General features: G+C 72.8%; 18 protein-coding genes and 2 riboswitches. Of the genes, 8 read left to right on the top strand and 10 right to left on the bottom strand.

The annotated features are described in order from the left end of the window. The first annotated feature begins 332 nt into the window (after positions 1 to 332). The gene (locus RMN57_RS11955) at positions 333 to 2,126 is read left to right on the top strand and encodes an AMP-dependent synthetase/ligase (RefSeq protein ID WP_313763377.1); all 1,794 of its coding nucleotides are present in this window, start codon (positions 333 to 335) and stop codon (positions 2,124 to 2,126) included. A gap of 57 nt (positions 2,127 to 2,183) precedes the next feature. Here the strand turns inward: RMN57_RS11955 and RMN57_RS11960 are convergent, their stop codons facing one another. Next, positions 2,184 to 3,332: a glycosyltransferase family 4 protein gene (locus RMN57_RS11960; RefSeq protein WP_313763378.1), complete on the bottom strand. Its 1,149-nt coding sequence runs from the start codon at positions 3,330 to 3,332 to the stop codon at positions 2,184 to 2,186. A gap of 245 nt (positions 3,333 to 3,577) precedes the next feature. Here RMN57_RS11960 and RMN57_RS11965 point away from each other — a divergent pair, with 245 nt between their 5' ends. Beyond that, positions 3,578 to 5,002 carry a glycosyltransferase family 87 protein gene (locus RMN57_RS11965; protein WP_313763379.1) on the top strand — a complete coding sequence of 475 codons (1,425 nt, stop codon included), beginning with the start codon at positions 3,578 to 3,580 and terminating at the stop codon, positions 5,000 to 5,002. A 42-nt stretch (positions 5,003 to 5,044) separates the two neighbouring features. On the opposite strand, the gene RMN57_RS11970 is transcribed toward RMN57_RS11965, so the two are convergent. The 6 genes from RMN57_RS11970 to RMN57_RS11995 all read right to left on the bottom strand — a co-directional run bounded on the left by RMN57_RS11970 (position 5,045) and on the right by RMN57_RS11995 (position 12,372). Beyond that, on the bottom strand, positions 5,045 to 6,070 hold the full coding sequence (locus RMN57_RS11970) for a hypothetical protein (RefSeq protein ID WP_313763380.1): 1,026 nt from the start codon (positions 6,068 to 6,070) through the stop codon (positions 5,045 to 5,047). Between the two features lie 188 nt (positions 6,071 to 6,258). Continuing rightward, positions 6,259 to 7,323 (bottom strand): NlpC/P60 family protein, encoded by a 1,065-nt coding sequence (locus RMN57_RS11975; protein WP_313763381.1) that lies wholly within the window; start codon positions 7,321 to 7,323, stop codon positions 6,259 to 6,261. Positions 7,324 to 7,548: 225 nt separating this feature from the next. Beyond that, the gene (locus RMN57_RS11980; RefSeq protein ID WP_313763382.1) at positions 7,549 to 8,718 is read right to left on the bottom strand and encodes an NlpC/P60 family protein; all 1,170 of its coding nucleotides are present in this window, start codon (positions 8,716 to 8,718) and stop codon (positions 7,549 to 7,551) included. A gap of 10 nt (positions 8,719 to 8,728) precedes the next feature. Further along, positions 8,729 to 8,883, bottom strand: a riboswitch (cyclic di-AMP (ydaO/yuaA leader). A 349-nt stretch (positions 8,884 to 9,232) separates the two neighbouring features. Next, positions 9,233 to 10,276 carry an NlpC/P60 family protein gene (locus RMN57_RS11985; RefSeq protein WP_313763383.1) on the bottom strand — a complete coding sequence of 348 codons (1,044 nt, stop codon included), beginning with the start codon at positions 10,274 to 10,276 and terminating at the stop codon, positions 9,233 to 9,235. Between the two features lie 211 nt (positions 10,277 to 10,487). Then, positions 10,488 to 11,777, bottom strand: a complete 1,290-nt coding sequence (locus tag RMN57_RS11990) for an NYN domain-containing protein (protein WP_313767796.1) — start codon at positions 11,775 to 11,777, stop codon at positions 10,488 to 10,490. 325 nt (positions 11,778 to 12,102) lie between these two features. After that, positions 12,103 to 12,372 (bottom strand): hypothetical protein, encoded by a 270-nt coding sequence (locus tag RMN57_RS11995; RefSeq protein WP_313763384.1) that lies wholly within the window; start codon positions 12,370 to 12,372, stop codon positions 12,103 to 12,105. Positions 12,373 to 12,571: 199 nt separating this feature from the next. On the opposite strand from RMN57_RS11995, the gene RMN57_RS12000 reads away from it, so the two are divergent. Together RMN57_RS12000 and RMN57_RS12005 are read left to right on the top strand one after the other, a co-directional pair. After that, on the top strand, positions 12,572 to 13,354 hold the full coding sequence (locus RMN57_RS12000) for a rhomboid family intramembrane serine protease (RefSeq protein ID WP_313763385.1): 783 nt from the start codon (positions 12,572 to 12,574) through the stop codon (positions 13,352 to 13,354). Positions 13,355 to 13,395: 41 nt separating this feature from the next. Further along, positions 13,396 to 13,677 carry an Lrp/AsnC ligand binding domain-containing protein gene (locus RMN57_RS12005; protein WP_030240061.1) on the top strand — a complete coding sequence of 94 codons (282 nt, stop codon included), beginning with the start codon at positions 13,396 to 13,398 and terminating at the stop codon, positions 13,675 to 13,677. A 21-nt stretch (positions 13,678 to 13,698) separates the two neighbouring features. Here RMN57_RS12005 and RMN57_RS12010 read toward each other — a convergent pair whose 3' ends face one another. From RMN57_RS12010 to RMN57_RS12020, 3 genes are all read right to left on the bottom strand, one after another. Further along, complete coding sequence (locus tag RMN57_RS12010) at positions 13,699 to 15,081, bottom strand: aminotransferase class V-fold PLP-dependent enzyme (RefSeq protein WP_313763386.1); 1,383 nt, start codon at positions 15,079 to 15,081, stop codon at positions 13,699 to 13,701. A 48-nt stretch (positions 15,082 to 15,129) separates the two neighbouring features. Further along, positions 15,130 to 15,247, bottom strand: a riboswitch (SAM riboswitch). Positions 15,248 to 15,354: 107 nt separating this feature from the next. Then, the gene (trpD, locus tag RMN57_RS12015; RefSeq protein ID WP_313763387.1) at positions 15,355 to 16,431 is read right to left on the bottom strand and encodes an anthranilate phosphoribosyltransferase; all 1,077 of its coding nucleotides are present in this window, start codon (positions 16,429 to 16,431) and stop codon (positions 15,355 to 15,357) included. Between the two features lie 148 nt (positions 16,432 to 16,579). Continuing rightward, complete coding sequence (locus RMN57_RS12020; RefSeq protein ID WP_313763388.1) at positions 16,580 to 17,005, bottom strand: hypothetical protein; 426 nt, start codon at positions 17,003 to 17,005, stop codon at positions 16,580 to 16,582. A 396-nt stretch (positions 17,006 to 17,401) separates the two neighbouring features. Here RMN57_RS12020 and RMN57_RS12025 point away from each other — a divergent pair, with 396 nt between their 5' ends. The 4 genes from RMN57_RS12025 (at position 17,402) to RMN57_RS12040 (ending at position 21,744) form a co-directional block, all read left to right on the top strand. Continuing rightward, entirely contained in the window at positions 17,402 to 18,022 is a 621-nt protein-coding gene (locus RMN57_RS12025; RefSeq protein ID WP_238740439.1) for a heme-copper oxidase subunit III, read from the top strand. 187 nt (positions 18,023 to 18,209) lie between these two features. Then, positions 18,210 to 19,019 carry a c-type cytochrome gene (locus tag RMN57_RS12030; RefSeq protein ID WP_313763389.1) on the top strand — a complete coding sequence of 270 codons (810 nt, stop codon included), beginning with the start codon at positions 18,210 to 18,212 and terminating at the stop codon, positions 19,017 to 19,019. Between the two features lie 8 nt (positions 19,020 to 19,027). Further along, complete coding sequence (locus tag RMN57_RS12035) at positions 19,028 to 20,086, top strand: Rieske 2Fe-2S domain-containing protein (protein ID WP_313763390.1); 1,059 nt, start codon at positions 19,028 to 19,030, stop codon at positions 20,084 to 20,086. Then, complete coding sequence (locus RMN57_RS12040; protein ID WP_313763391.1) at positions 20,083 to 21,744, top strand: ubiquinol-cytochrome c reductase cytochrome b subunit; 1,662 nt, start codon at positions 20,083 to 20,085, stop codon at positions 21,742 to 21,744. The genes RMN57_RS12035 and RMN57_RS12040 overlap by 4 nt, the downstream gene beginning before the upstream one ends. The last annotated feature ends 89 nt before the right edge of the window (positions 21,745 to 21,833 follow it).

Below are 21,833 nucleotides of genomic sequence, written 5' to 3' on the forward strand. Positions count from 1 at the left end.
GAATGGCCCTCCGCGTCGTCCCTTGCTGCCGGCCCGGCCGAGCCTGCTCGGTCGGGTGCGCCCGGAGCAGGCTATCGCGCCCGGCACCGCCGTCCGGCCCGGGGCTCGGCCCGCCCGGGGCGCTCCGGGCGGGGCGGCCGGGGCGGGGAGGGCGGGCTACCGACCGGTCACCGGGGCGCTGCCGTAGGGTGCCAGTCGAACGACCCGGTCACGGCCTGGTCGGACGGGTAAAGGTGTGACACTTCGAACACCGGAGCCGACCCCCCTGGTCGAAGCTGCCTACCGGGCAGTAACGTCCTGCCGTCCCGCAGCGTCGCGAACGAGGAGCAGTCTTGCTCGACTTCAGCCTTCCGGCCCTCTACCAGGTACCGAGCGGCGGTAACCTCTCCGACCTCGTGCACCAGAACGCCGAGCGGCACCCCGACGTCGCGGTGCTCAGCCGCAAGGTGGACGGCCAGTGGCAGGAGTTGACGGCCGCCCAGTTCCTGGTCGAGGTGCGCGCCGCCGCGAAGGGCCTGATCGCCGCGGGCATCGCGCCCGGCGACCGGGTGGGGCTGATGTCCCGCACCCGCTACGAGTGGACCCTGCTGGACTTCGCGATCTGGACCGCCGGCGCGATCACCGTGCCGGTGTACGAGACCTCCTCAGCCGAGCAGGTCGAGTGGATCCTCGGCGACTCCGGGGCGGTCGCCGTCCTCACCGAGACCGACCAGCACGCCGCGGTGGTCGCGGAGGTCCGCGAGCGCCTGCCGGAGCTGAAGCACACCTGGCAGATCGAGAACGGCGCGCTGGGCGCGCTGGCCGCGGCCGGGCAGGACGTCACCGAGGCCACCGTCGACGAGCGCCGCTCGGTGGCGAACGCCGACGCGATCGCCACCATCGTCTACACCTCGGGCACCACGGGCCGGCCGAAGGGCTGTCAGCTCACCCACGCCAACTTCATGGCCGAGTGCGGCAACGTGGTCGAGCGCCTGGCGCCGCTGTTCCGCACCGGCGAGAGCTCGGTGCTGCTCTTCCTGCCGCTGGCCCACGTGCTGGCCCGGATCGCCGAGATCGCCCCGGCGATGGCGCCGATCAAGCTCGGCCACGTCTCGGACATCAAGGACGTCACCGCCGAGCTCGCCGCCTTCCGCCCGACCCTGATCCTGGGCGTGCCCAGAGTCTTCGAGAAGGTCTTCAACACCGCCCGTGCCAAGGCCCAGGCCGACGGCAAGGGCAAGATCTTCGACAAGGCGGCCGACACCGCGATCGCGTACAGCCGCGCGCTGGACGCCGGCGGCGCCGGCCTGGTCCTGCGGATCAAGCACGCGGTCTTCGACAAGCTGGTCTACAGCAAGCTGCGCGCCGCGCTCGGCGGTCGGGCCACCCACGCGATCTCCGGCGGCGCCCCGCTCGGCGAGCGGCTCGGCCACTTCTACCGGGGCATCGGCTTCACCGTCCTGGAGGGCTACGGCCTCACCGAGACCTGTGCGGCCACCGCCTTCAACCCGTGGGACAAGCCGAAGATCGGTACGGTCGGCCAGCCGCTGCCCGGCTCGGCCGTCCGGGTCGCCGAGGACGGCGAGGTCCTGTTCAAGGGCCCGCAGGTGTTCACCGGCTACTGGAACAACCCCGAGGCCACCGCCGCCACCCTCAACGACGGCTGGATCGCCACCGGCGACATCGGCTCGCTGGACTCCGAGGGCTACCTCACCATCACCGGCCGGAAGAAGGAGATCATCGTCACCGCGGGCGGCAAGAACGTCGCCCCGGCGGTGATCGAGGACCGGATCCGGGCGCACGCCCTGATCGGCGAGGTGATGGTGGTCGGCGACCGCAGGCCGTTCATCGGCTGCCTGGTCACCGTGGACGAGGACTTCTTCCCGAAGTGGAAGGAGCTGAACGGCAAGCCGGCCACGGCCACGCTCGCCGAGCTGCGCGAGGACCCGGACCTGCTGGCCGCCATCCAGTCCGCGGTCGACGACGGCAACGCGGCCGTCTCGCATGCCGAGGCGGTCAAGAAGTTCCGCCTGCTGGACACCGTCTTCTCGGAGGAGAGCGGGCACCTCACGCCCTCGCTCAAGCTCAAGCGCAACGTCGTGCTGAAGGACTTCGCGGCCGACGTCGAGGCCATCTACCAGCGCTGACCCCCGAACCCCGGTGCGGCCCGCCCCCTGAACGGTGGGGCGGGCCGCACCGGCCGTCTACGGGCGGTCGGAGCCGGCCAGCAGCGAGGTGAGCCGCCCGGCCAGCAGGTCCCAGCGCCAGGAGCGCTCCACCCAGCGGCGGCCGGCCGCGCCCATCCGGCGCCGCAGCTCCTCGTCCTTCAGCAGCCGGACGATCCGCTCGGCCGACGCGGCCGGCGAACCGCCCGGGACCACGTAGCCGGTCTCGCCCTCCAGCACCGCGTCCGGCGCACCCCCGGAGTCCCCGGCCACGACCGGCAGCCCGGTCGCCGAGGCCTCCAGGTAGACGATGCCCAGGCCCTCGACGTCCAGCCCGCCCCGCCGGGTGCGGCAGGGCATCGCGAAAACGTCCCCGGCGCCGTAGTGCGCCGGCAGCTCCTCCCACGGCACCGAGCCGGTGAACATCACCGAGGCGCGCACGCCCCGGGCGTCGACGAGCTTCTCCAGGTCCGCCCGGTACGGGCCGCCGCCGACGATCAGCAGCACGGCGTCCGGCACGTCGGCGAGGATCTGCGGCATCGCCTCGATCAGGGTGTCCTGACCCTTGCGCGGCACCAGCCGGGAGACGCAGACCACCACCGGGCGGTCCGCCAGGCCGAGCCGGCGGCGCACCTCGGCCCCGCCGGACTCCGGGTGGAAGGTCGCCTCGTCCACGCCCGGCGGCAGCTGCACCATCCGAGCGGCCGCCTCCGGGCCGACCGCGCCGGCGATCCGGGAGCGGGTGTACTCGCCGAGGTAGGTCAGGGTGTCGGTGCCCGCGCCGATCCGGCGCAGCAGCTGCCGCGCGGCCGGGAGCTGGGCCCAGGCCGCCTCGTGCCCGTGCGTCATGCCGAGCAGCCGGCCGGCCCCGGCCCGGCGCAGCGCGGGCGCCATCAGCCCGAGCGGGGCGGCCGCGCCGAACCAGACGGCGTCGCAGCCCTCCGCGCGGAGGATCTCGGCGGCCCGGCGGGTGACCCGCGGTGTGGGAACCATCACCTTCGTGCGGTCCCGGATCACCGGGAAGGGCTGTTCGGCGTCGAAGCGCGCCACCTCGCTGCCGTCGCGCCAGGTCGAGGCGTACACCACGATGCTCCCGGCGGGCTGACGGACAGCCATGTTGTGGACGAAGGCCTGGATACCGCCGGGCCTGGGCGGGAAGTCGTTGGTGACGATCAAGGTCTTGTGCATCGGGCCACGGCTCGCTCGGTCGGGGGGTGCTCGGTGTACCGCTGGGTGATCCGTACGATAGGTCAACACCACGACCCGCCGGGAACGCATCCGTGCACGGCAACCGTTCCACCCCCGGGTCTGTCCTAGTACCTAGGCAGCCGGTGGGGCCCGCCCGGACGACGGCGCAGCGCCCTCCACCGACCGCCCGGGCGTCCGTCGCGCGGCGCCTCCGGTGGGACGTCCGAGACGAACGAGGGAGCGCAGTGGAGTTGGCCCCGGCCACCGAGTCCGGTACATCCAGCGGCGCCGACGGCCCCGGCACGGCCCTGGCCGTCCGCCGGGAGCCCGCACCGGCCTCCGGTGCCCCCGGCGGCCCCGGCGGGCGCACCGGGGCGCTCCTCGCCCTGGGAGGGACCTGGCTGGCCACCCGGGCGCTGCTCGTGCTGCTGGCGACCGGTGTGCTGCGGATGCCCGGCGGGGACATCACCACCGACGTCTGGCTGATCTACCACGGCTGGTACGGCGTGCTGCAGACCGGCACCTTCCCGCTGGACGACGTCACCTGGCAGTACCCGCCCGGCGCCGCGCTGGTGATCATGCTGCCCGGGCTGCTCCCCTGGTCCTACCTGGTCTCGTTCTGGGTGATCTGCGGTGTCGCGGACGCGGTGACGATGGCCGTGCTGGTCCGGACCGGCGTGCGCAAGGGCCGGGCGCTGACCGGCGCCTGGGTCTGGGTGGCCGGCGTGCCGCTGCTCGGCCCGATGATCTACAACCGGTACGACGTGATCGTCACCGCGGTCGCGGTGGCCGGTCTGCTGGCGCTGATCCGCCGCCCGGCGCTCGGCGGCCTGCTGCTGGGCCTGGGCGGGATCGTCAAGATCTGGCCGCTGCTCGGCCTGATCGGCACCCCGTCCGGCCGGCGCACCCGCCGCGCCTGGACGTCCGCGGTGGCCGCCGCCGTCTCGGTGGGCTTCCTGCTCGCGGCGGGGATGAACGGCGCGTTCGAGTTCCTGACGTTCCAGAAGGACCGCGGCGTCGAGGTGGAGTCGGTGGGCGCGCTGCCGCTGCACTTCGCCCGGATCGCCGGGGCCTGGGACGGCAAGGTGATGATGAACTACGGCTCGGTGGAGATGCTCGGGCCGTGGGTGGAAGTGGTCGGCAAGGTGATGATGGCCGGCACCCTGCTGGGCTTCGGCTGGCTGCTGCTCTGGCGCTTCACCGCCCGCCGCCGCAACGCGGCGACCATGTACGACGCGGCACTGGCCGCGCTGCTGGTCTTCACCGTGACCAGCCGGGTGATCAGCCCGCAGTACCTGGTCTGGCTGGTCGGCGTGGCGGCGGTCTGCCTGACCGTGCGCGGCAGCAGCCAGCGGCCGGTGGCGCTGCTGATCCTGGCCGCGACGCCGCTGACCCTGGTGGAGTTCCCCCTGATGTTCAGCAAGGTGGTCGGCAGCGAGCCGGGCGCGATCACCGTGCTGGCCCTGCGCAACCTGCTGCTGCTGGCCGCCGCCGTGCTCTCCTGCGTCCGGCTCTGGCGCTCGACCCGCGGTACGCTCCAGCTCCCGGCCACCGTGGTGCTGGAGCGGCCGGAGCCGGTGGGCGCCTACCCGGTGCGGCCCGGCATCGCCTACGAGCAGGACCTGCTGGACGGCATCGACCGGCCGGCCACCACCGGCGAACGGCGCTAGCCGCCGGACGCCCGGCCACCGGGCCCGCACGCAGCCGGCCGCTCAGGCGGCGAGCCGCCGGACCTCGGTCAGCCAGAGGGCGGTGAACTCGGCCAGCCCGAGCCCCAGTTCCGACCGGAGCAGGCGGTCCAGCCACGGCTCCCGGTCCTCGCCCCCCGGGCCGGACGCCCCGACCGCCCGGTAGAGCGCGACCAGCCGCTCCGGGCCGTACCGGCGCGCGATCACCTCGCAGGCCAGCCAGGACTGCTCGTACGCCTGGGCGATGCCGGCGGCCCCGGCGGTGAAGTCCCCGTCGGCCGGCAGCGCCGTGGGCAGCCGCCCGGCCGCGACGTCGCGGGCGAGCTCGGGGGCGATCTGCTTCGGCGTACGGCCGGAGCCGCGGTAGCCCGTCCAGTCGGCGACGCCCTCGGAGAGCCAGAGCGGCGTCCAGGCCCGGGTGTCGGCCCTGGTCGCCACGTGCACCGCCTCGTGGGTGACGACCACCTGACGGCCGAAGCCGCTCAGCCCCCCGTACGCCTCCGGATTGACCAGCACCCGGTCGGCCGGGGTGTGCCAGGGCGCACCGGACGCCGCGGTGGTGACGGCCGCCATGCCGGTCCAGCCGTCCGGGTCGGCCTCCAGCAGCCGGGCGAACTGCTCCTCGGTGGCGGGCAGGTGCAGCAGTAGCCGGCCGGGCCAGCCGCTCCCCCAGACCTCGCTCACCGCCGGGACGGCCCGGTCGGCCACCGCGGCGAGCTCGGCCGGGTCCGGCCCGCCGGCCAGGCCGAGCACCAGGCAGTGCCCGCCGTTCGCGGCCGTGACCGCGCCGAGGTCCCAGAGCGGGGGCGGGCCGCCCGCACCCTCCTCGCGTTCCACCCGCCAGCCGGCCGCGGTACGCAGCAGCTCCAGCCGGCGCTGGTGCACCACCGGGTACGCGTCGTAGCCGGCCACCCGGACGACCAGTTCGGCGGTGACCGCCGCCCGGTCCGGCGCACCGGCCGGGCCCGGCACGAGGTTGCGGTAGGCCGCCTCGGCCAGCGGCACCCCGGCCGCCCCGGCGGCCAGCGCGCGGGCGCGCGCGGCCAGCACCGCCGCGACCTCGGACCGCCGGTCCGCCGCCACCGCGCCCGCCGGGGCGGCGGGGGCGGCCCAGGGCAGCGACAGCTGGGCCAGCCCGCCGGCCGCGAGCAGCAGGGCGCCACGCCGGGACAGGGCGCAGCGGCGGGCCGCGGGGTCGGCGGGGGCGTCGGCGGGGGCGGGCGGGCGGCCGGACCGGCTCAGAGCCGGATCACCCCCGCGACGGGCATGGCGTTGACGCTCTCGTACCGCACCTTCGCGCCCGGGTAGGGGGCGTGCACGATCACCCCGCCGCCGGCGTACATGCCGACGTGGTGCATGTCCCGGTAGAAGATCACCAGGTCTCCCGGTCGCGCGTCGGAGAGGCTGACCCGCCGGCCGGCGGACGCCTGGGCCTGCGAAGTGCGCGGCAGGGTCACTCCCGCCTGCCGCCAGCTCCAGTACATCAGACCGGAGCAGTCGAACGCGCGGGGCCCGGTGGATCCGTACACGTAGGGCGAGCCGATCATCTTCACGGCGGCGGCCAGCGCGGCCGCACCGCGCTCGGAGGCGGGCGGGGCGGTCCCCAGGTCGAGCCGGTCGGTGCCGCGGGTGGCGCGCTGCTCGGCCTCGCGGGCGTCCTGGGCGGCCATCCGGGCCCGCTCCGCCTCGCCCAGGCTGTTCAGCAGCCGCTGCGCCTTGGCCAGCCGCTGCTGGATCTGCTGCTTGCTCTCGGCGAGGGCGCGGCGGGTCTGTTCCAGCTCGGCGAGCTTGGCGGTGGCTTCGGTGCGGCGCTGGTCGAGTCGCCGCTGACGGGCCACCACCTCGCGCAGCGTCTCGCTCTGCCGCTCGGCGGCCTGGTCGAGGGTGCGGGCCGTGGCCAGGTACCCCTCGGGGTCGGTGGCGAGCATCAGCTGGACGGTCTGCGCCATGCCGCCGCCGCGGTACTCGGCACCGGCCACGGTGGCGAGGTCGCCGCGCAGCTGGTTGAGCTCGTCCTGGGCGACGGCGACCTGCTGCTGGAGGGTCCCGGTCTCGTGCTGCAGCTGCTGCTGCGCCTCCTGGGCCGCGTTGAACCGCTCGGAGGCCTGCTCGGCCTCGTCGTACAGCTGCTCCACCTGGGCCTTGACGTCCTTGCGGTCGGCCGGCCCGTCCGGTCCGCCCGGGGCGGCCTGGGCGGGGCCGCCCGTCGCCATGCCGAGCACGGTGGTGGCCGCGGCGGTCAGCACCAGCGCACGGGCGAGGGCGTGCGCCCCCGACAGCGGGGAACGGCGGTGCACGGACATGCGACGGCGGCTCCGATCCTGCGGCCCGGCCCCGCGGCCGCGCCGGGGTGGGCGGCTCTCGACGGGAGTCCGGTGGCAGACGTTAGCGAGTCCGGGCAAGCGAGTCCAAACCCCTCCCAACCCGAATATTTGACCCGGAATCGGACACCAGCCCCATCCGCCGGGAAAGCCGCAGGCCCGGCCTCCCCACCTGGGGAGACCGGGCCTGTCGGAACCGACTGCGGATCAGACGCGCACGATGGAGGCCAGCGGCATGTTGGAGACCGCCTCGTAGCGCACCGAGGCACCCGGCTTGGGCGCGTGGAGCACCTGGCCGTTGCCCGCGTAGATCCCCACGTGGTGGGCGTCGCTGTAGAAGATCAGCAGGTCGCCGGGCTGGGCCTGGGAGAGGTCCGAGCCGATCCGGGTGCCGGCGTGGGCCTGCTCCTGCGAGGTGCGCGGCAGCGACACGCCGGCCTGGTTGAACGCCCAGACCATCAGGCCCGAGCAGTCGAAGGAGCTCGGGCCCGCGGCGCCGTAGACGTACGGGCTGCCGACCTTGCCGGCGGCGATGGAGAGCGCGGCGGCACCGCGCGAGCTGCCCGCGGCGACCGGCTTGGGGGCCGGGGCGGGGTCCGCGGTCGCGGCACCCGAGCCGGACCCGGAACCGGAGCCGGAACCGGAGAGGTCGGTGCGGTTGGTGTCGCGGGAGGCGCGCTCGGAGTCCGCCTTCGCCTTCGCGGCCTTCGCGGCGGCGTCCGCCTGGGCCTTCGCCTCGGCGGCGGCCTTCTCCTCGGCCTCGCGGATCGCGCGGCGCTCCTGCTCGGTCAGCGTGTTGAGCAGGTCCTGGGCCTTCGCCAGCTTGGCCTGGACCTCCTCCTTGGAGGCCTTCAGCTGCTGGGTGGTGGTCTCCAGCTCGCCGAGCTTGGCCTGGGCCTCGTTGCGGTCCTGGTCGAGCCTGCGCTGCTGCTCCTGGAGGTCCTTCAGCGCGCCGGACTGGGTGCTGCTCGCCTGGGTCAGCGCCCCGGCCTGGTTGAGGAAGTTGTCGGGGCTGGACGAGAGCATCAGCTGGACGGTCGACGATATGCCGCCGGTGCGGTACTGCTCGCCGGCGATCTCGGCGAGGCCGCCCTGGGCCTCGGTGACCGCGGCCTGCTGACGGGCCACCTTGTCCTGCAACTCGCCGACCTGCTTCTGCAGCTCCTGCTGCTTGGCCTGGGCGCCGTTGTACTTCTCGGTCGCGACCTCGGCCTGCTCGTTGAGCTGGTCGACCTGCTCCTTGACCTGGTCCTTGGTCGGCGTCGGGTCGGCGTGGGCACCGGACTGCGCGGAGAGGGCGACGGCGGCGGCGGCTACACCGGTCAGGATCGAGACACGGGCGCGGCCGGCGGGCTTGGGACGACGATGGGACGCCACGAAGGCGGGCTCCTTCTTCCAACGTCCGCCTACCGGGTGAGCTGACGGGTTCGGGCCGGAAGAAGGCCCTACGACGCCTCACCGGCCGTTCCACCGGCCGACCTGGCGCCGATTCACCCCGGAGGAACATGGTTCCCCGGCTCCGTTCCACAGCGCCCCGAACTACTGGGCTCCCACTCGGACGGGCCTGCGGCCCGCCCCGCTGCTTCGCGAACTCGGCGGTAAACCTCCGCCGCCACCCAGGCTGGGTGATCGACTGTGCGGTGGTTCAAGGCTCGACCCTAGTAACAGAACCGTGATCCGTTCAAATCCTTGTCAGAAAAAAGCCGGAACATCATCCATGTTCATTTGTGAATATGACCGGGCGTGATCGGCGCCGTACGCGGAGCTGATCGCTTGTCACCGGAACAGACGGAAACCGCGCCAGCCCCGGGTTCGGGGGTGGCGCGGATCACAGGTCCGTTCCGGGGGCTCGACCGCCGTCCGCGGCGGGCTCGCCGGGCGTGCCGGTCCGTCAGACCCGGCGGATGGTGTTGATCGGCATCGCGTCGGCCTTCATCACCTTCACCACGTCACCGGTGTGCGGCGCGTGCACCACCATGCCGTTGCCGATGTACATCCCGACGTGGCTGCGGTCGCTGCGGTAGATGATCAGGTCGCCGGGCTGGGCCTCGGCGAGCGAGGGCACGCGGGTGCCGACGTTGCCCTGCGCCTGCGAGGTGCGCGGCAGCGAGACGCCGGCCTTGGAGTACGCGAAGACCATCAGGCCCGAGCAGTCGAAGGTGCTCGGCCCGGTGGCGCCCCAGACGTACGGCGAGCCCTGCTTGCTCATCGCGATGGAGACGGCCGTCCCGGCGTAGCCGCTCGCCTGCGGAAGGCTGACGAGGTCCGCGCGATCGGAGCCGCGCGAGGCGCGGTCCTCCGCCTGCTGCGCGGCCCGCAGGGCGGCCCGGTCGGCGGCGCTGAGCGAGTTCAGGAGGTCCTGGGCCTCCTTCAGCTTCTTGTTGACCTCGGTCTTGGACTGGTTGAGGTCCTTGGTGGTGCTGTCCAGCGAGGCGAGGACGGCGGCCGCCTCGGCCTTCTGCTGGTCCAGCCGGCGCTGCTGGTCCTGCAGGCCCTTGAGCGCCTCGGTCTGGCTGGAGGAGGCCTGCTGCACGCTGGAGGCCTTGTCCAGGTAACCGGACGGGTCCGAGGAGAGCATCAGCTGGACCGACGGGTCGATGCCGCCGGTGCGGTACTGCTCGCCGGCCACCGCGGCCAGCCCGCCCTGAAGCTGGGTCATCTGGTCCTGGCCGCGAGCCACCTGGTCCTGCAGCTGGTCGGCCTGCTTGCGGAGCTGGTCGGCCCGCTCCTTGGCGCCGTTGTACTTCTCGGTGGCCTGCTCGGCCTCCTCCTGCAGCTGGTCGATCTGCGCCTTCACGTCGTCCTTCTTGGGCGACGGGCTGGGCGCGGCGTGGGCGGCGACCTGGGCGGAGAGAGCGACCGCGGTCGCAGCGGCAGCGGTGAGCACGGAGACCCGCGCGCGGCTCGGCTGCTTGGGACGGCGGTGGGAGGCCAAGGGACCGGCTCCTTCTTCCAATGGACTCACCCGATCGAGTGAGAATCCGGAAAATAGGTTTGACGCCAGACCCTAGTGAAGATCCAGGCTTTCCGCCACTCCCCCGATGGCGTGAACTCCAGCCGCCCGCCATGACTTCACGAGATCGCCACACCCGCGCAATCCTGGCGCTGACCAGGTGTCACTCAGATCCGCCGGCCACACCGGAAGCCTACGGCCGGGCGAGCCGGTTCAGCAGCAGCACCGACGCGACGGGGCGCGCGCCCGCCTTCCGCACGCCCTCCGCGACCTCCCGGTCGGTGGAGACCACCACCACCGGACGGCCCTGTGGCTCGGCCCGCACCAGGCGGCGGATCAGCTCGTCCGCGGTCTCCCCGGTCCGGCTGAAGCGCACCCGGACCCCGCGCGGGGGCGCCATGATCACCGGTACGTCCAGGTCCTGCCCGTCGAACACACAGGTGACCTCCGCCTGCGTGCGCTGCGCCAGCATCGCCAGGCCGCCCAGCAGCCGGATCCGCTGCTGCTCCAGCGGCAGCGTCGGATAGCCGGTCTTGGTCACGTTGTAACCGTCCACCACCAGGTGGACCTGCGGGATCGCCAGCAGCTGGTCCAGCAGCGCCGGATCGTCCTCGGCCAGGGCGCGCCGGGCCACGTCGTGCGGCGAGGCCGACCCCGGCACCACCGCCTCCACCAGGTCGGCCGGGCGGATCTGGGAGACCGGCAGCGCCAGCTCGCGCTGCAGCCCCTGTGCCGACTGCAGCACGGTGTCCAGCAGCAGGCGCAGCCGCATGTCCTCGACGCTGCGCCCCTCGCGGGCCGAACGGCGGCCCTGCTCCACGGTGGTCTCCAGCTCGGAGATCCGGTGCCGCAGCCGCCGCGCCTCGCTCTCGGCCGCACTGCGCTCGGCGGCGGCCTGCGCCTTCAGCGCCTCCAGTTCGGCGGAGACCCGGCGGGTCTCGGCCTGCGCCCGGCGGGTGTCGGACTCCAGCGACCGCACCTTCCGGCGCAGCGAGTCTCCCTCCTTGCGGACGTCCTCCGACTCGGCCCGGTGCCGGTCCAGGTCGGCCCGGGCGGCGGCCCGCAGCTCGGCCAGCTCCGCCTGCAGCTTCTCGACCAGCTGGGCGGCCTCCGCCGCCGCGCCCTCGGCGCCGGCCCGTTCGGCCTCCTCGCCGGCCTCGGCCACCAGCCGGCTCCAGCCCGCCGACCGGACCAGGTAGGCGGCGGCGGCGACGTCCATCGGGTCGGCGGCCGCGGGAACGCTGCCCGACTCCAGGGCCCGGACGAGGTCGGGCTGGCCCAGCCGCAGCCGCTCCGCTATCCGCACCCGGAAGGCCGGCTCGGACTCCAGCGCCGCGGCCAGCGCGGTGGCCGCGTACTTGGCCCGCCGGGCCGGGGTGAACTTGGCGTACTGGCGCAGCGACTGCGGCAGCTCGCCGGGGGGCAGCCCGCCGAGCGCGTCGGCGGCCAGGCCGACCACCCGGCGACGCACGCCCTCGGGCAGCGGCCGGTCGAGCTGCTCGGCGGCGCGGCCTGCCGCCGGCTCCTCGCCGGGCTCCTCACCGGCGGCCGGCTCGGCCGGGGCCGCGGTTGCGGACGGGGCGGCCTCGGTCTCGGCCGCGTCCGGCGCCTGCGCGTCCACAGCGGGCTGCCGCCCCTGCGGCCCCGCGGGCTCGTTCGCTGCGTCCACCACGTCCTCGGCTCCGATCCTGGTCCAGCGGGTACGGCCGACCGCGGCCGTCCCTGTCGTCACGCTCCGTGCGCTCCGCCTGTCATTCTCCCGTGCGGTGGGCGGCCCTGCCGCCCGCCGCCCACCGCACGGCCCGGCATCAGCCCTGCTCGGCGTCCTCGGCCGGCGCCGCGTCCTCGGCGCCCGGGCGGGCCACCAGCTCGACCTGGTCCACCGCGTTGCACCAGCGGCAGCGCACCGACTCGACGGTCTCGCTGTGCACCTCGGTCTCCTCCACCTTGGACTCGCCGGCCAGGTCGAAGTGGAGGAACTCGGTCACCCGCAGGGACCGGGTCACGTCGAAGCGGGTGAGGTTGCCGCAGAGCGTGCAGCGCCAGCGGGTCTCGGGCGTCAGAGCGGGGACGGTCATCGGGGATCCTCTCGGTGGTCCCTGGGTGGGCTCAGGCGCTCCCCCCGGAGCCCCGGCATCGGCGGCGGGAGGCGGGAATGCCCGCCCCAAGCCTATTGCCTGGGGCAACCACCGCGGCCACCGGTCAGGGCGTTCCGCAGTTAGCCCACCTGCCGCACGCCCGGTGTCACCGGTGCCCGGCGGAGGGATGCTTGGCCGCATGGCGATCCCGGTCCTCGACCACACCGGCGCGCGGGGCGGTCGCCCGGTCGCGACCGTCCCGGCCGTCAGTTACGCCCTGATCGCACTCAACACCCTCGTCTTCCTGCTCGGCCCGGCCGCCGGCATCAACCCCCTGTACGGCCGCGGGCAGGCGCGGGTCTGCGCCGAGCAGCGGTACGAGCAGCGCTGGGGGGCCGTCCCCGCCGAACTGCTGGCCGGCCGGCCGCTGACCGCCGAACAGCTGGCGCAGGCCCCCGACCCGGTGCCCGGCTGCCCGGCCGCCCCGACGCCGGGCAAGCACCCGGCGCTCTCGGTGCTCAGCGCGCTCTTCCTGCACGCCGGCTGGCTGCACCTGCTGGGCAACCTGCTCTTCCTGCACGTCTTCGGCCCCACCGTCGAGGAGCGGTTCGGCCGGGCCCGGTTCGTCCTCTTCTACCTGGCGGCCGGTTCGCTGGCGACGTACGGGTTCGCGCTGGCCGAGGCGCACGCACCGGACTCCACCCGGGTCCTGATCGGTGCCTCGGGGGCGATCTCGGCCGTGCTCGGCGCCTACCTGCGGCTGCACCCGCGGGCCCGGGTCACCACGCTCGTCCCGCTGCTGCTCTTCCTGCCGCTGCGGTTCCCGGCCTGGCTGGTGCTCGGGCTCTGGTTCGCCCTCCAGTGGTGGTCGGTGCACTCGGCCGGGCCCGGGGTGGCCTACCTGGTGCACGTCATCGGCTTCGCGGCCGGCTTCCTCTTCGCCTGCACGCTCGCCACCCGTCCCCCGCGACGCCCCGGCTGACGCCCGATACCCTGGCGGCACCTCACAAAGGAGCCGGAACAGTGATCACCGCCATCGTCCTGATCAAGACCAGCGTCGACCGCATCCCGGAGATCGCCGAGGCGATCGCGGCCATCGAGGGCGTCAGCGAGGTCTACTCGGTCACGGGCGGCTACGACCTGGTGGCGATGGTGCGGGTACGCCGCCACGACGACCTGGCCGAGGTCATCCCCGGCCGGCTGAACAAGGTCCCGGGCGTGGCCCACACCGAGACCCAGATCGCCTTCCGCACCTACTCCCAGCACGACCTGGAGGCCGCCTTCGCGCTCGGCCTGGACGAGTAGCGCCCGCCCGCAGGAGCCGGCTCAGCCCGCGCGCCGGCCCCGGTCGACCTGCACCGCCGCGACGCAGCGGCCGCCCTCGTTGCGGTAGGTCCACGCCGCGCCGTCCGTGACCAGCTCGCGGACGGCGGTCAGGAACCGCTCGACGTGCTCGTCCGGGGTGCCGGCACCGAAGCTGACCCGGATCGCGTTCAGGCTCCGCTCACCCGGCAGCGACGGCTCGGGGGCCCCGCACTCGGACGGCGCCACGTCCTCGTCGCCGAGCAGCGTGCGCACCAGCGGGTGCGCACAGAAGAGGCCGTCGCGCACCCCGATGCCGTACTCGGCGGAGAGCGCGGCCGAGAAGTGCGAGCTGTTCCAGCCCTCGACGACGAAGGAGAGGACGCCCACCCGCGCGGAGTCGGCGCCGAACAGGTTCAGCACCTTCACCTGCGGGATCTCCGCCAGGCCCGCCGTGAGCCGGGCGGCCAGCTGTTGCTCGCGGGCCTCCAGCGCGTCCCAGCCGGCCTCGGTGAGCGCCCGGCAGGCCGAGGCGATGGCGTAGGCGCCGATCACGTTCGGCGAGCCGGCCTCGTGCCGGGCCGGGCCGGTGTTCCACTCCACGGCGACCGAGCCGTCGGCCTCCCGGGCGACCGTCCGGGTCGCGCCGCCGCCGGCCAGGTAGGGCTCGGCCGCGTCCAGCCAGTCGGCACGCCCGGCCAGCACCCCGGCACCGAACGGCGCGTAGATCTTGTGGCCGGAGAAGGCGATCCAGTCGACGCCCAGCTCCCGGACCGAGACCCGGTGGTGCGGGGCGAGCTGGGCGGCGTCCAGCACCACCCGGGCGCCGTGCCGGTGGGCGGTCCGGGTCAGCTCGGCGACCGGCCAGAGCTCGCCGGTGACGTTGGAGGCACCGGTGACGCAGAGCAGCTTGGGGCCCTCGGGCGCCGCGGCCAGCGCGGTGTCCAGGGCGGCGACCGCCTCGGCCCGCGAGCGCGGGGCGCGCAGGTAGGTGACGGCCAGACCGGCGTGGGCCCAGGGCAGCAGCGAGGCGTGGTGCTCGGTCTCGAAGGCGAAGACCCGGGTGCCCGCCGGAACGGCGCCGGCCAGCAGGTTGAGCGAGTCGGTGGTGGCCCGGGTGAAGACCACCTGGTCGCCCTCGCGCAGGTCCAGGAACTCCGCGACGGTGCGGCGGCTCTGCTCGAACAGGTCGGTGGAGAGCTGGGAGAGGTAGCCGGCGCCGCGGTGCACGCTGCCGTAGTAGGGGGCGTAGGCGGCGACGTCGTCCCAGACCCGCTGCAGCGCCGGGGAGCTGGCGGCGTAGTCGAGCGCGGCGTACTCGACCTTCTCACCGTCGGCGAGCGGGACCTGCACGTCGCGGCCGAGGACGGCGAGCGGGGCACGGACTGCGGTGGGGAGCAGGGACACGGGTGCACTCCTTCACGGGGTGAGGACCCCGGGGTGCATGTCGCCCGGCGTCCGCGCTTGCCCCGCGGGCGGATCGCCACGGAGCCCGGTCCTCACCCAGGGCACCCCGCCACGGACGGAGGGTTGCCGGACAGCAAGCTGGGGCTTCGCGCTGTCACTCATGACCTGGCCAAGACTCTAGGTCGCGCCCGCCGGGTGGTCAAACAGCGGTCCGCCATCCGGACAGCACGAGGGGCCCGCGGGAACGCCTCCCCGCGGGCCCCAACTGCCTTCTCACGCCTTGCTGGTGGCCTCCGCCCAGCGCTTCAGCAGATCCTGCGCGGCACCGGAGTCGATGGCCCGGGCGGCCCGCGCCATGCCCTCCGCGAGCTGCTCGGCGAGCGGCGCACCGGTGAGGTCCAGCGCCACCAGGGCCGAGGCCGTGTTCAGCAGGACGGCGTCCCGCACCGGCCCGTGCTCGCCCGCCAGCAGCCGGCGGGCCACGTCCGCGTTGTACGCCGGGTCGCCGCCGCGCAGCGCCTCGATGCCGACCGGCTCGATGCCGACCGTCCGCGGGTCGAAGGTGGTCTCGGTGACCTCGCCGTCGCGGACGACCCAGACCCGCGAGGTGGTGGTGATGGTCAGCTCGTCCAGGCCGTCGTCGCCGCGGAAGACCAGCGCGCGGGCGCCGCGCCCGGCCAGCACGCCGGCGATCAGCCCGGCCAGCCGGGTGTCGAAGCAGCCGACCGCGTGCGCGGTCACCCGCGCCGGGTTGGTCAGCGGGCCGAGGATGTTGAACGCGGTCGGGACGCCGAGGTCGCGCCGGGCGGTCGCGGCGTGCCGCATCGAGGGGTGGAAGCGCGCCGCGGAGCAGAAGGTGAGGCCGACCTCCTCGGCCACCTCGGCCACCCGCCGGGCGGACAGGTCGAGGCCGATGCCGAGCTTCTCCAGGACGTCCGAGGAGCCGCTGGCGGAGCTCGCCGCCCGGTTGCCGTGCTTGACCACCTTGGCGCCGGCCGCGGCGGCGACGATCGCGGACATGGTGGAGATGTTCACCGTCTTGGCCCGGTCGCCGCCGGTGCCCACGATGTCCACGGCCGGGCCGGGGATGGAGAGGGGCTCGGCGTGCGCGTACATCGCGTCCACCAGGCCGGTGACCTCTTCGACCGTCTCGCCCTTGGAGCGGAGCGCCACCATGAACCCGGCCACCTGGGCCGGGGAGGCCTCGCCGCTCATGATCCGGTCCATCGCCCAGGAGGTGGCGGAGCGGTCGAGGTCCTCACCCCTCAGCAGCGCCGACAGGACGTCGGGCCAGGTGCGGACCACCTGCACGGGGTCGTTGCCGCCGTTCGCAGGGTTCACGTTCACCATGGCTGACTCCAGCTCTTGTCGGTTCCCGGAAGGGATGTCCGTACGGATGGAGCCAGCCTATCGAGCGGCGGGACGCCGAGGTCCCGCCGCCGGACTTCTTCTCTCGTACTGAGACGGCGCCCGCGGCGCGCGCCCCCGGGGGTGGGATCTAGTGGACGGCGGGCGTCCGCTTCGCCACCCGGGCCCGGAGCAGCGTGGCGGCGGCCTCCGCGAGCGCGACCGGGTCGACCGGCCGGGAGATCGCGGCGTCGGCGCGGCTCCAGGCGGCCAGCCAGGTGTCCTGCGGCCGGCCGATCAGCACCAGCACCGGCGGGCAGCCGTAGATCTCGTCCTTCAGCTGCCGCCCGAGCCCCAGCCCGCCGGCCGGCACCGCCTCGCCGTCCAGCACGCAGAGGTCGACGCCCCCCTTCTCCAATGCCTTCAGCACCGCGGGGTGCGTCGCGCACTCCAGGTAGTCCAGCTCCGGAAGGTCCTCGGCGGGCCGGCGGCCGAGCGCCGTCAGCACCTGCTCGCGGGTGTTGCGGTCGTGGCTGTAGACGAGGACGGTCAGCGTCTCGTCGGACTTGTACGCCATGGGCCCTGCTCCCTCACGTGTGATCCGGACCACGTTCACCTCACTCCGGATGCTACTCCCGATCACCCCCCGCCGAGGCCCTCCCGCGCGATCCCCCTCAAGCCGCCGCGCCCCCGGCTCACCCTCCCGGAGGACGGCCCGTCACCCCCGCGCACGCAGTCCACCCGTACGGCCGACTGCGGGGCCGCTCCCCTTACTTCCCGGGCCCCCCGCAGCGGTGCAGCGACACGCTGGGCAAGGGGGTCGAAGGGGTCCGCGAAGAACCGTCAGAAAAGGGACACGCCGCTGCTCAGTCCCCGTCCGGACGCCACGTCCGCCGCCACCGGGGCATACCGCACGCACCGGACACTCCGAGGGAGACCCCCCGGCGTGAAGACGGAATAAGGGACCGACATAATGTCCGTCGTGGCGACAGCAACAGCAGTAGAAACCGGGCACGCGCACGGATCGGTCAACCGGCCGAACATGGTCAGCGTCGGAACGATCGTCTGGCTCAGTTCCGAGTTGATGTTCTTCGCGGCCCTCTTCGCGATGTACTTCACGCTCCGCTCCGTCAAGGGAGCCGAGTTCTGGACCGAGAAGGCGCACGCCCTCAACGTGCCCTTCTCCTCGGTCAACACCACGATCCTGGTGCTCTCCTCGCTGACCTGCCAGCTCGGCGTCTTCGCCGCCGAGCGCGGGGACGTGAAGAAGCTCCGCTCGTGGTTCGTCATCACCTTCGTGATGGGCGCGATCTTCATCGGCGGCCAGGTCTTCGAGTACACCGAGCTGGTCAAGAAGGACGGCCTCTCGCTGTCCTCCGACCCGTACGGCACGGTGTTCTACCTGACCACCGGCTTCCACGGTCTGCACGTGACGGGTGGTCTGATCGCCTTCCTGCTGGTCCTGGGACGGACTTACGCAGCCAAGCGCTTCACGCACGAGCAGGCCACCGCCGCGATCGTGGTGTCGTACTACTGGCACTTCGTCGACGTCGTGTGGATCGGCCTGTTCGCGACCATCTACCTGATCAAGTAACCAGCTGATCAGGTCGCTGGCCACCGGCGCACGGCCCCGCCCTCACCGGCGACGGGCCGCTTCGTCCGGTGCCGACGCTCCCACCGACCGACCGCGCGCGCAGCCCTAGAGAGGCAGCCTCGTGCCGGCCAGACCGGCCGCCGGGTGCACCCACCAGTCGACCAGATCCTGACACCGGGGTTATTCCGTGAAAAAGCTCTCCGCACGACGGCGCCACCCATTGGCGGCGCTGGTCGTCCTACTTCTCGCCCTGGCGGCAACCGGGGGGCTGTACGCCGCGTTCGCGCCCGCCGACAAGGCGCAGGCCGACGTCGCCGCGCAGTCGCTCGCGATCGATGAGGGCAAGAAGCTCTTCGCCGTGGGCTGCTCCTCCTGCCACGGCCTGAACGGCCAGGGCAGCAGCGACGGTCCGAGCCTGGTTGGCGTCGGCTCCGCCGCGGTCGACTTCCAGGTCGGCACCGGTCGCATGCCGGCCCAGCAGCCCGGCGCCCAGGTGCCGCGCAAGAAGACCATCTACTCGCAGGCGCAGATCGACCAGCTCGCCGCCTTCGTGTCCTCGCTCGGCCCCGGCCCGGTGACGCCGACCGAGGAGCAGTTCACCTCGACCAACCCCGAGGACATCTCCAAGGGTGGCGAGCTGTTCCGCACCAACTGCGCCCAGTGCCACAACTTCGCCGGCCAGGGCGGTGCCCTGACCAAGGGCAAGTACGCCCCGTCGCTGGAGGGCGTGGACGCCAAGCACATCTACGAGGCCATGCAGACCGGCCCGCAGAACATGCCGTCGTTCCCGGACACCACCATGCCCGAGGAGCAGAAGAAGCAGATCGTGGCCTTCGTCCGCCACACCACCAACGATGAGCCGAACCCCGGTGGTCTCACGCTCGGCAGCCTCGGTCCGGTGACCGAGGGCCTGTTCGGCTGGATCTTCGGTCTCGGAACGCTCATCGCGGTCGCGATCTGGGTCGCCGCCCACACCACCAAGGCCAAGAAGTCATGAGCCACGACATGTCAGAAGAGAAGCTCCCGGAGTCGCACGGCTCCGCCGGGCACCACGAGGTGGCCGCCCACGGCGACCCGTTCGCCGACCCGGGCCTGCCGGCCCACGAACCGCGCCGCACCGACATCGACGAGCGGGCCGCCAAGCGCGCGGAGCGCCAGGTCTCGCTGATGTTCGTGGTGTCGATGCTCGCCACCATCGGCTTCATCGCGTCCTTCGTGGCCATCGACCCGGACAACATCATCTACGTCTGGCCGCTGGGCCACATCAGCGAGATGAACTTCGCCCTGGGCATGACCCTCGGCCTGGCCCTGTTCATGATCGGCGCGGGCGCGGTCCACTGGGCCCGCACCCTGATGTCGGACCACGAGCTGCCGGCCGAGCGTCACCCGATCGAGGCCGACGACGAGCTCCGCGCCGACGTCATCGAGCAGTTCAGGACGGGTGCCGCGGAGTCCGGCTTCGGCCGCCGCAAGATGATCCGCAACACCCTCATCGGTTCGATGGCCCTGGTGCCGCTGTCCGGTGTGGTGCTCCTGCGCGACCTGGGCCCGCTGCCCGAGGACAAGCTCGCGCACACCGGCTGGCGCGAGGCCACCGAGGCCAAGCCGCTGCAGCTCATCAACATGAACACCAACCTGCCGATGAAGGCCGAGGACATCATCACGGGGTCGCTGACCTTCGCGATGCCCGAGGGCCTGCACGTCCACGACGAGGACTTCCAGCAGCAGATCGCCAAGGACGCCCTGATGCTGGTGCGCATCGCGCCGGAGGACATCAAGGACGACAAGTCCCGGGAGATGGGCTTCGAGGGCATCCTCGCCTACTCGAAGATCTGCACCCACGTCGGCTGCCCGATCAGCCTCTACGAGCAGCAGACCCACCACGCGCTCTGCCCCTGCCACCAGTCGACCTTCGACCTGTCGGACGGCGCGCGCGTCATCTTCGGCCCGGCCGGCCACCCGCTGCCGCAGCTGAAGATCACCACTGACGAGAAGGGCTTCCTGGTCGCCACCGGCGACTTCGATGAGCCCGTCGGCCCGAGCTACTGGGAGCGTGCTCGATGAGTAGCGCGAGCAGCACCACCTCCGGTGCCGCCAAGCCCGCCAGCACGCGTGCCAAGCCCGCCAACAAGTGGGAAGCCGCTGCTGACTGGACGGACGGCCGGCTGGGGATCTACTCCCTCGCCAAGGCCAACCTGCGCAAGATCTTCCCGGACCACTGGTCCTTCATGCTGGGCGAGATCTGCCTCTACACCTTCATCATCATCATCATGACCGGCGTCTACCTGACGCTGTTCTTCAAGCCCTCCATGGGCGAGGTGATCTACGACGGGTCGTACGTCCCGCTCAAGGGCATCCAGATGTCCGAGGCGTACGCGTCGACCGTCGACATCAGCTTCGAGGTCCGCGGCGGTCTGCTGATCCGCCAGATCCACCACTGGGCCGCCCTGGTCTTCGTGGCCGCGATGCTCGTGCACATGATGCGCGTGTTCTTCACCGGCGCGTTCCGCAAGCCGCGTGAGATCAACTGGGTCTTCGGCTTCCTGCTGCTGGTCCTGGGCATGTTCGACGGCTTCTTCGGCTACTCGCTGCCCGACGACCTGCTCTCCGGCACCGGTATCCGGTTCATGGAGGGCGCCGTCCTGGCGACCCCGCTGATCGGCACCTACATCCAGATGTTCCTGTTCGGGGGCGAGTTCCCCGGCCACGACATCGTGCCGCGGTTCTTCACCATCCACGTGCTGCTGATCCCGGGCATCATGCTGGGCCTGCTGGTGGCCCACCTGATCCTGGTCTTCTACCACAAGCACACCCAGTGGGCGGGCCCGGGCAAGACCGAGAAGAACGTCGTCGGCATGCCGCTGATGCCGGTCTACATGGCCAAGGCCGGTGGCTTCTTCTTCCTGGTGTTCGGTCTGATCGCGGCCGTCTCGGCGATCGCCTCGATCAACCCGATCTGGGCGTACGGCCCGTACCGCCCGGACCAGGTGTCCACCGACGCCCAGCCCGACTGGTACATGGGCTTCTCCGAGGGTCTGATCCGCGTCATGCCGGGCTGGGAGATCGGCCTGTGGGGCCACACCCTCAACCTGGGCGTCTTCATCCCGCTGATGGTGGTCTTCCCGCTGGTGCTGGTCTCGATCGCGGTCTACCCCTTCATCGAGGGCTGGATCACCGGTGACAAGCGCGAGCACCACATCCTGGACCGCCCGCGCAACGCCCCGGTCCGCACCGCGCTCGGCGCCGCCTGGATCAGCCTGTACCTGGTCCTGCTGGTCGCCGGTGGCAACGACCTCTTCGCGACCCACCTGCACCTGTCGCTCAACGACGTGACGTACTTCGTCCGTGTGGGCTTCTTCGTGGTGCCGGTCCTCACCTTCATCGTCACCAAGCGCTGGTGCCTCGGCCTCCAGCGCCGGGACAAGGAGAAGGTGCTGCACGGCCGCGAGACCGGTGTCATCAAGCGCCTGCCGCACGGCGAGTTCGTCGAGGTCCACGCGCAGCTGCCGCAGACCGACCTGTACAAGCTCACCGCGCACGAGCAGATCAAGCCGGTCGAGCTGCCGGCCCAGACGGACGAGAACGGCGTGGCCCGCAAGGCCGGCGTCCTCACCCGCACCCGGGCCAAGCTCTCCCGCGGCTTCTACGGCGAGGGCAGCCAGATCCCCAAGCCCACCTCCGAGGAGCACCACGAGATCACCAGCGGCCACGGCCACCACTGATCCCGTCGCACCCCGCGCCACCCCGAGGGCCGCTGACCAGAACTCTTCTGGTCGGCGGCCCTCGGGCTTTTCCGTCCGCCACCCATTCG

Origin of the sequence: Kitasatospora sp. CM 4170 (genome assembly GCF_032110285.1) — a bacterium.
GTDB lineage: Bacteria > Actinomycetota > Actinomycetes > Streptomycetales > Streptomycetaceae > Kitasatospora > Kitasatospora aburaviensis.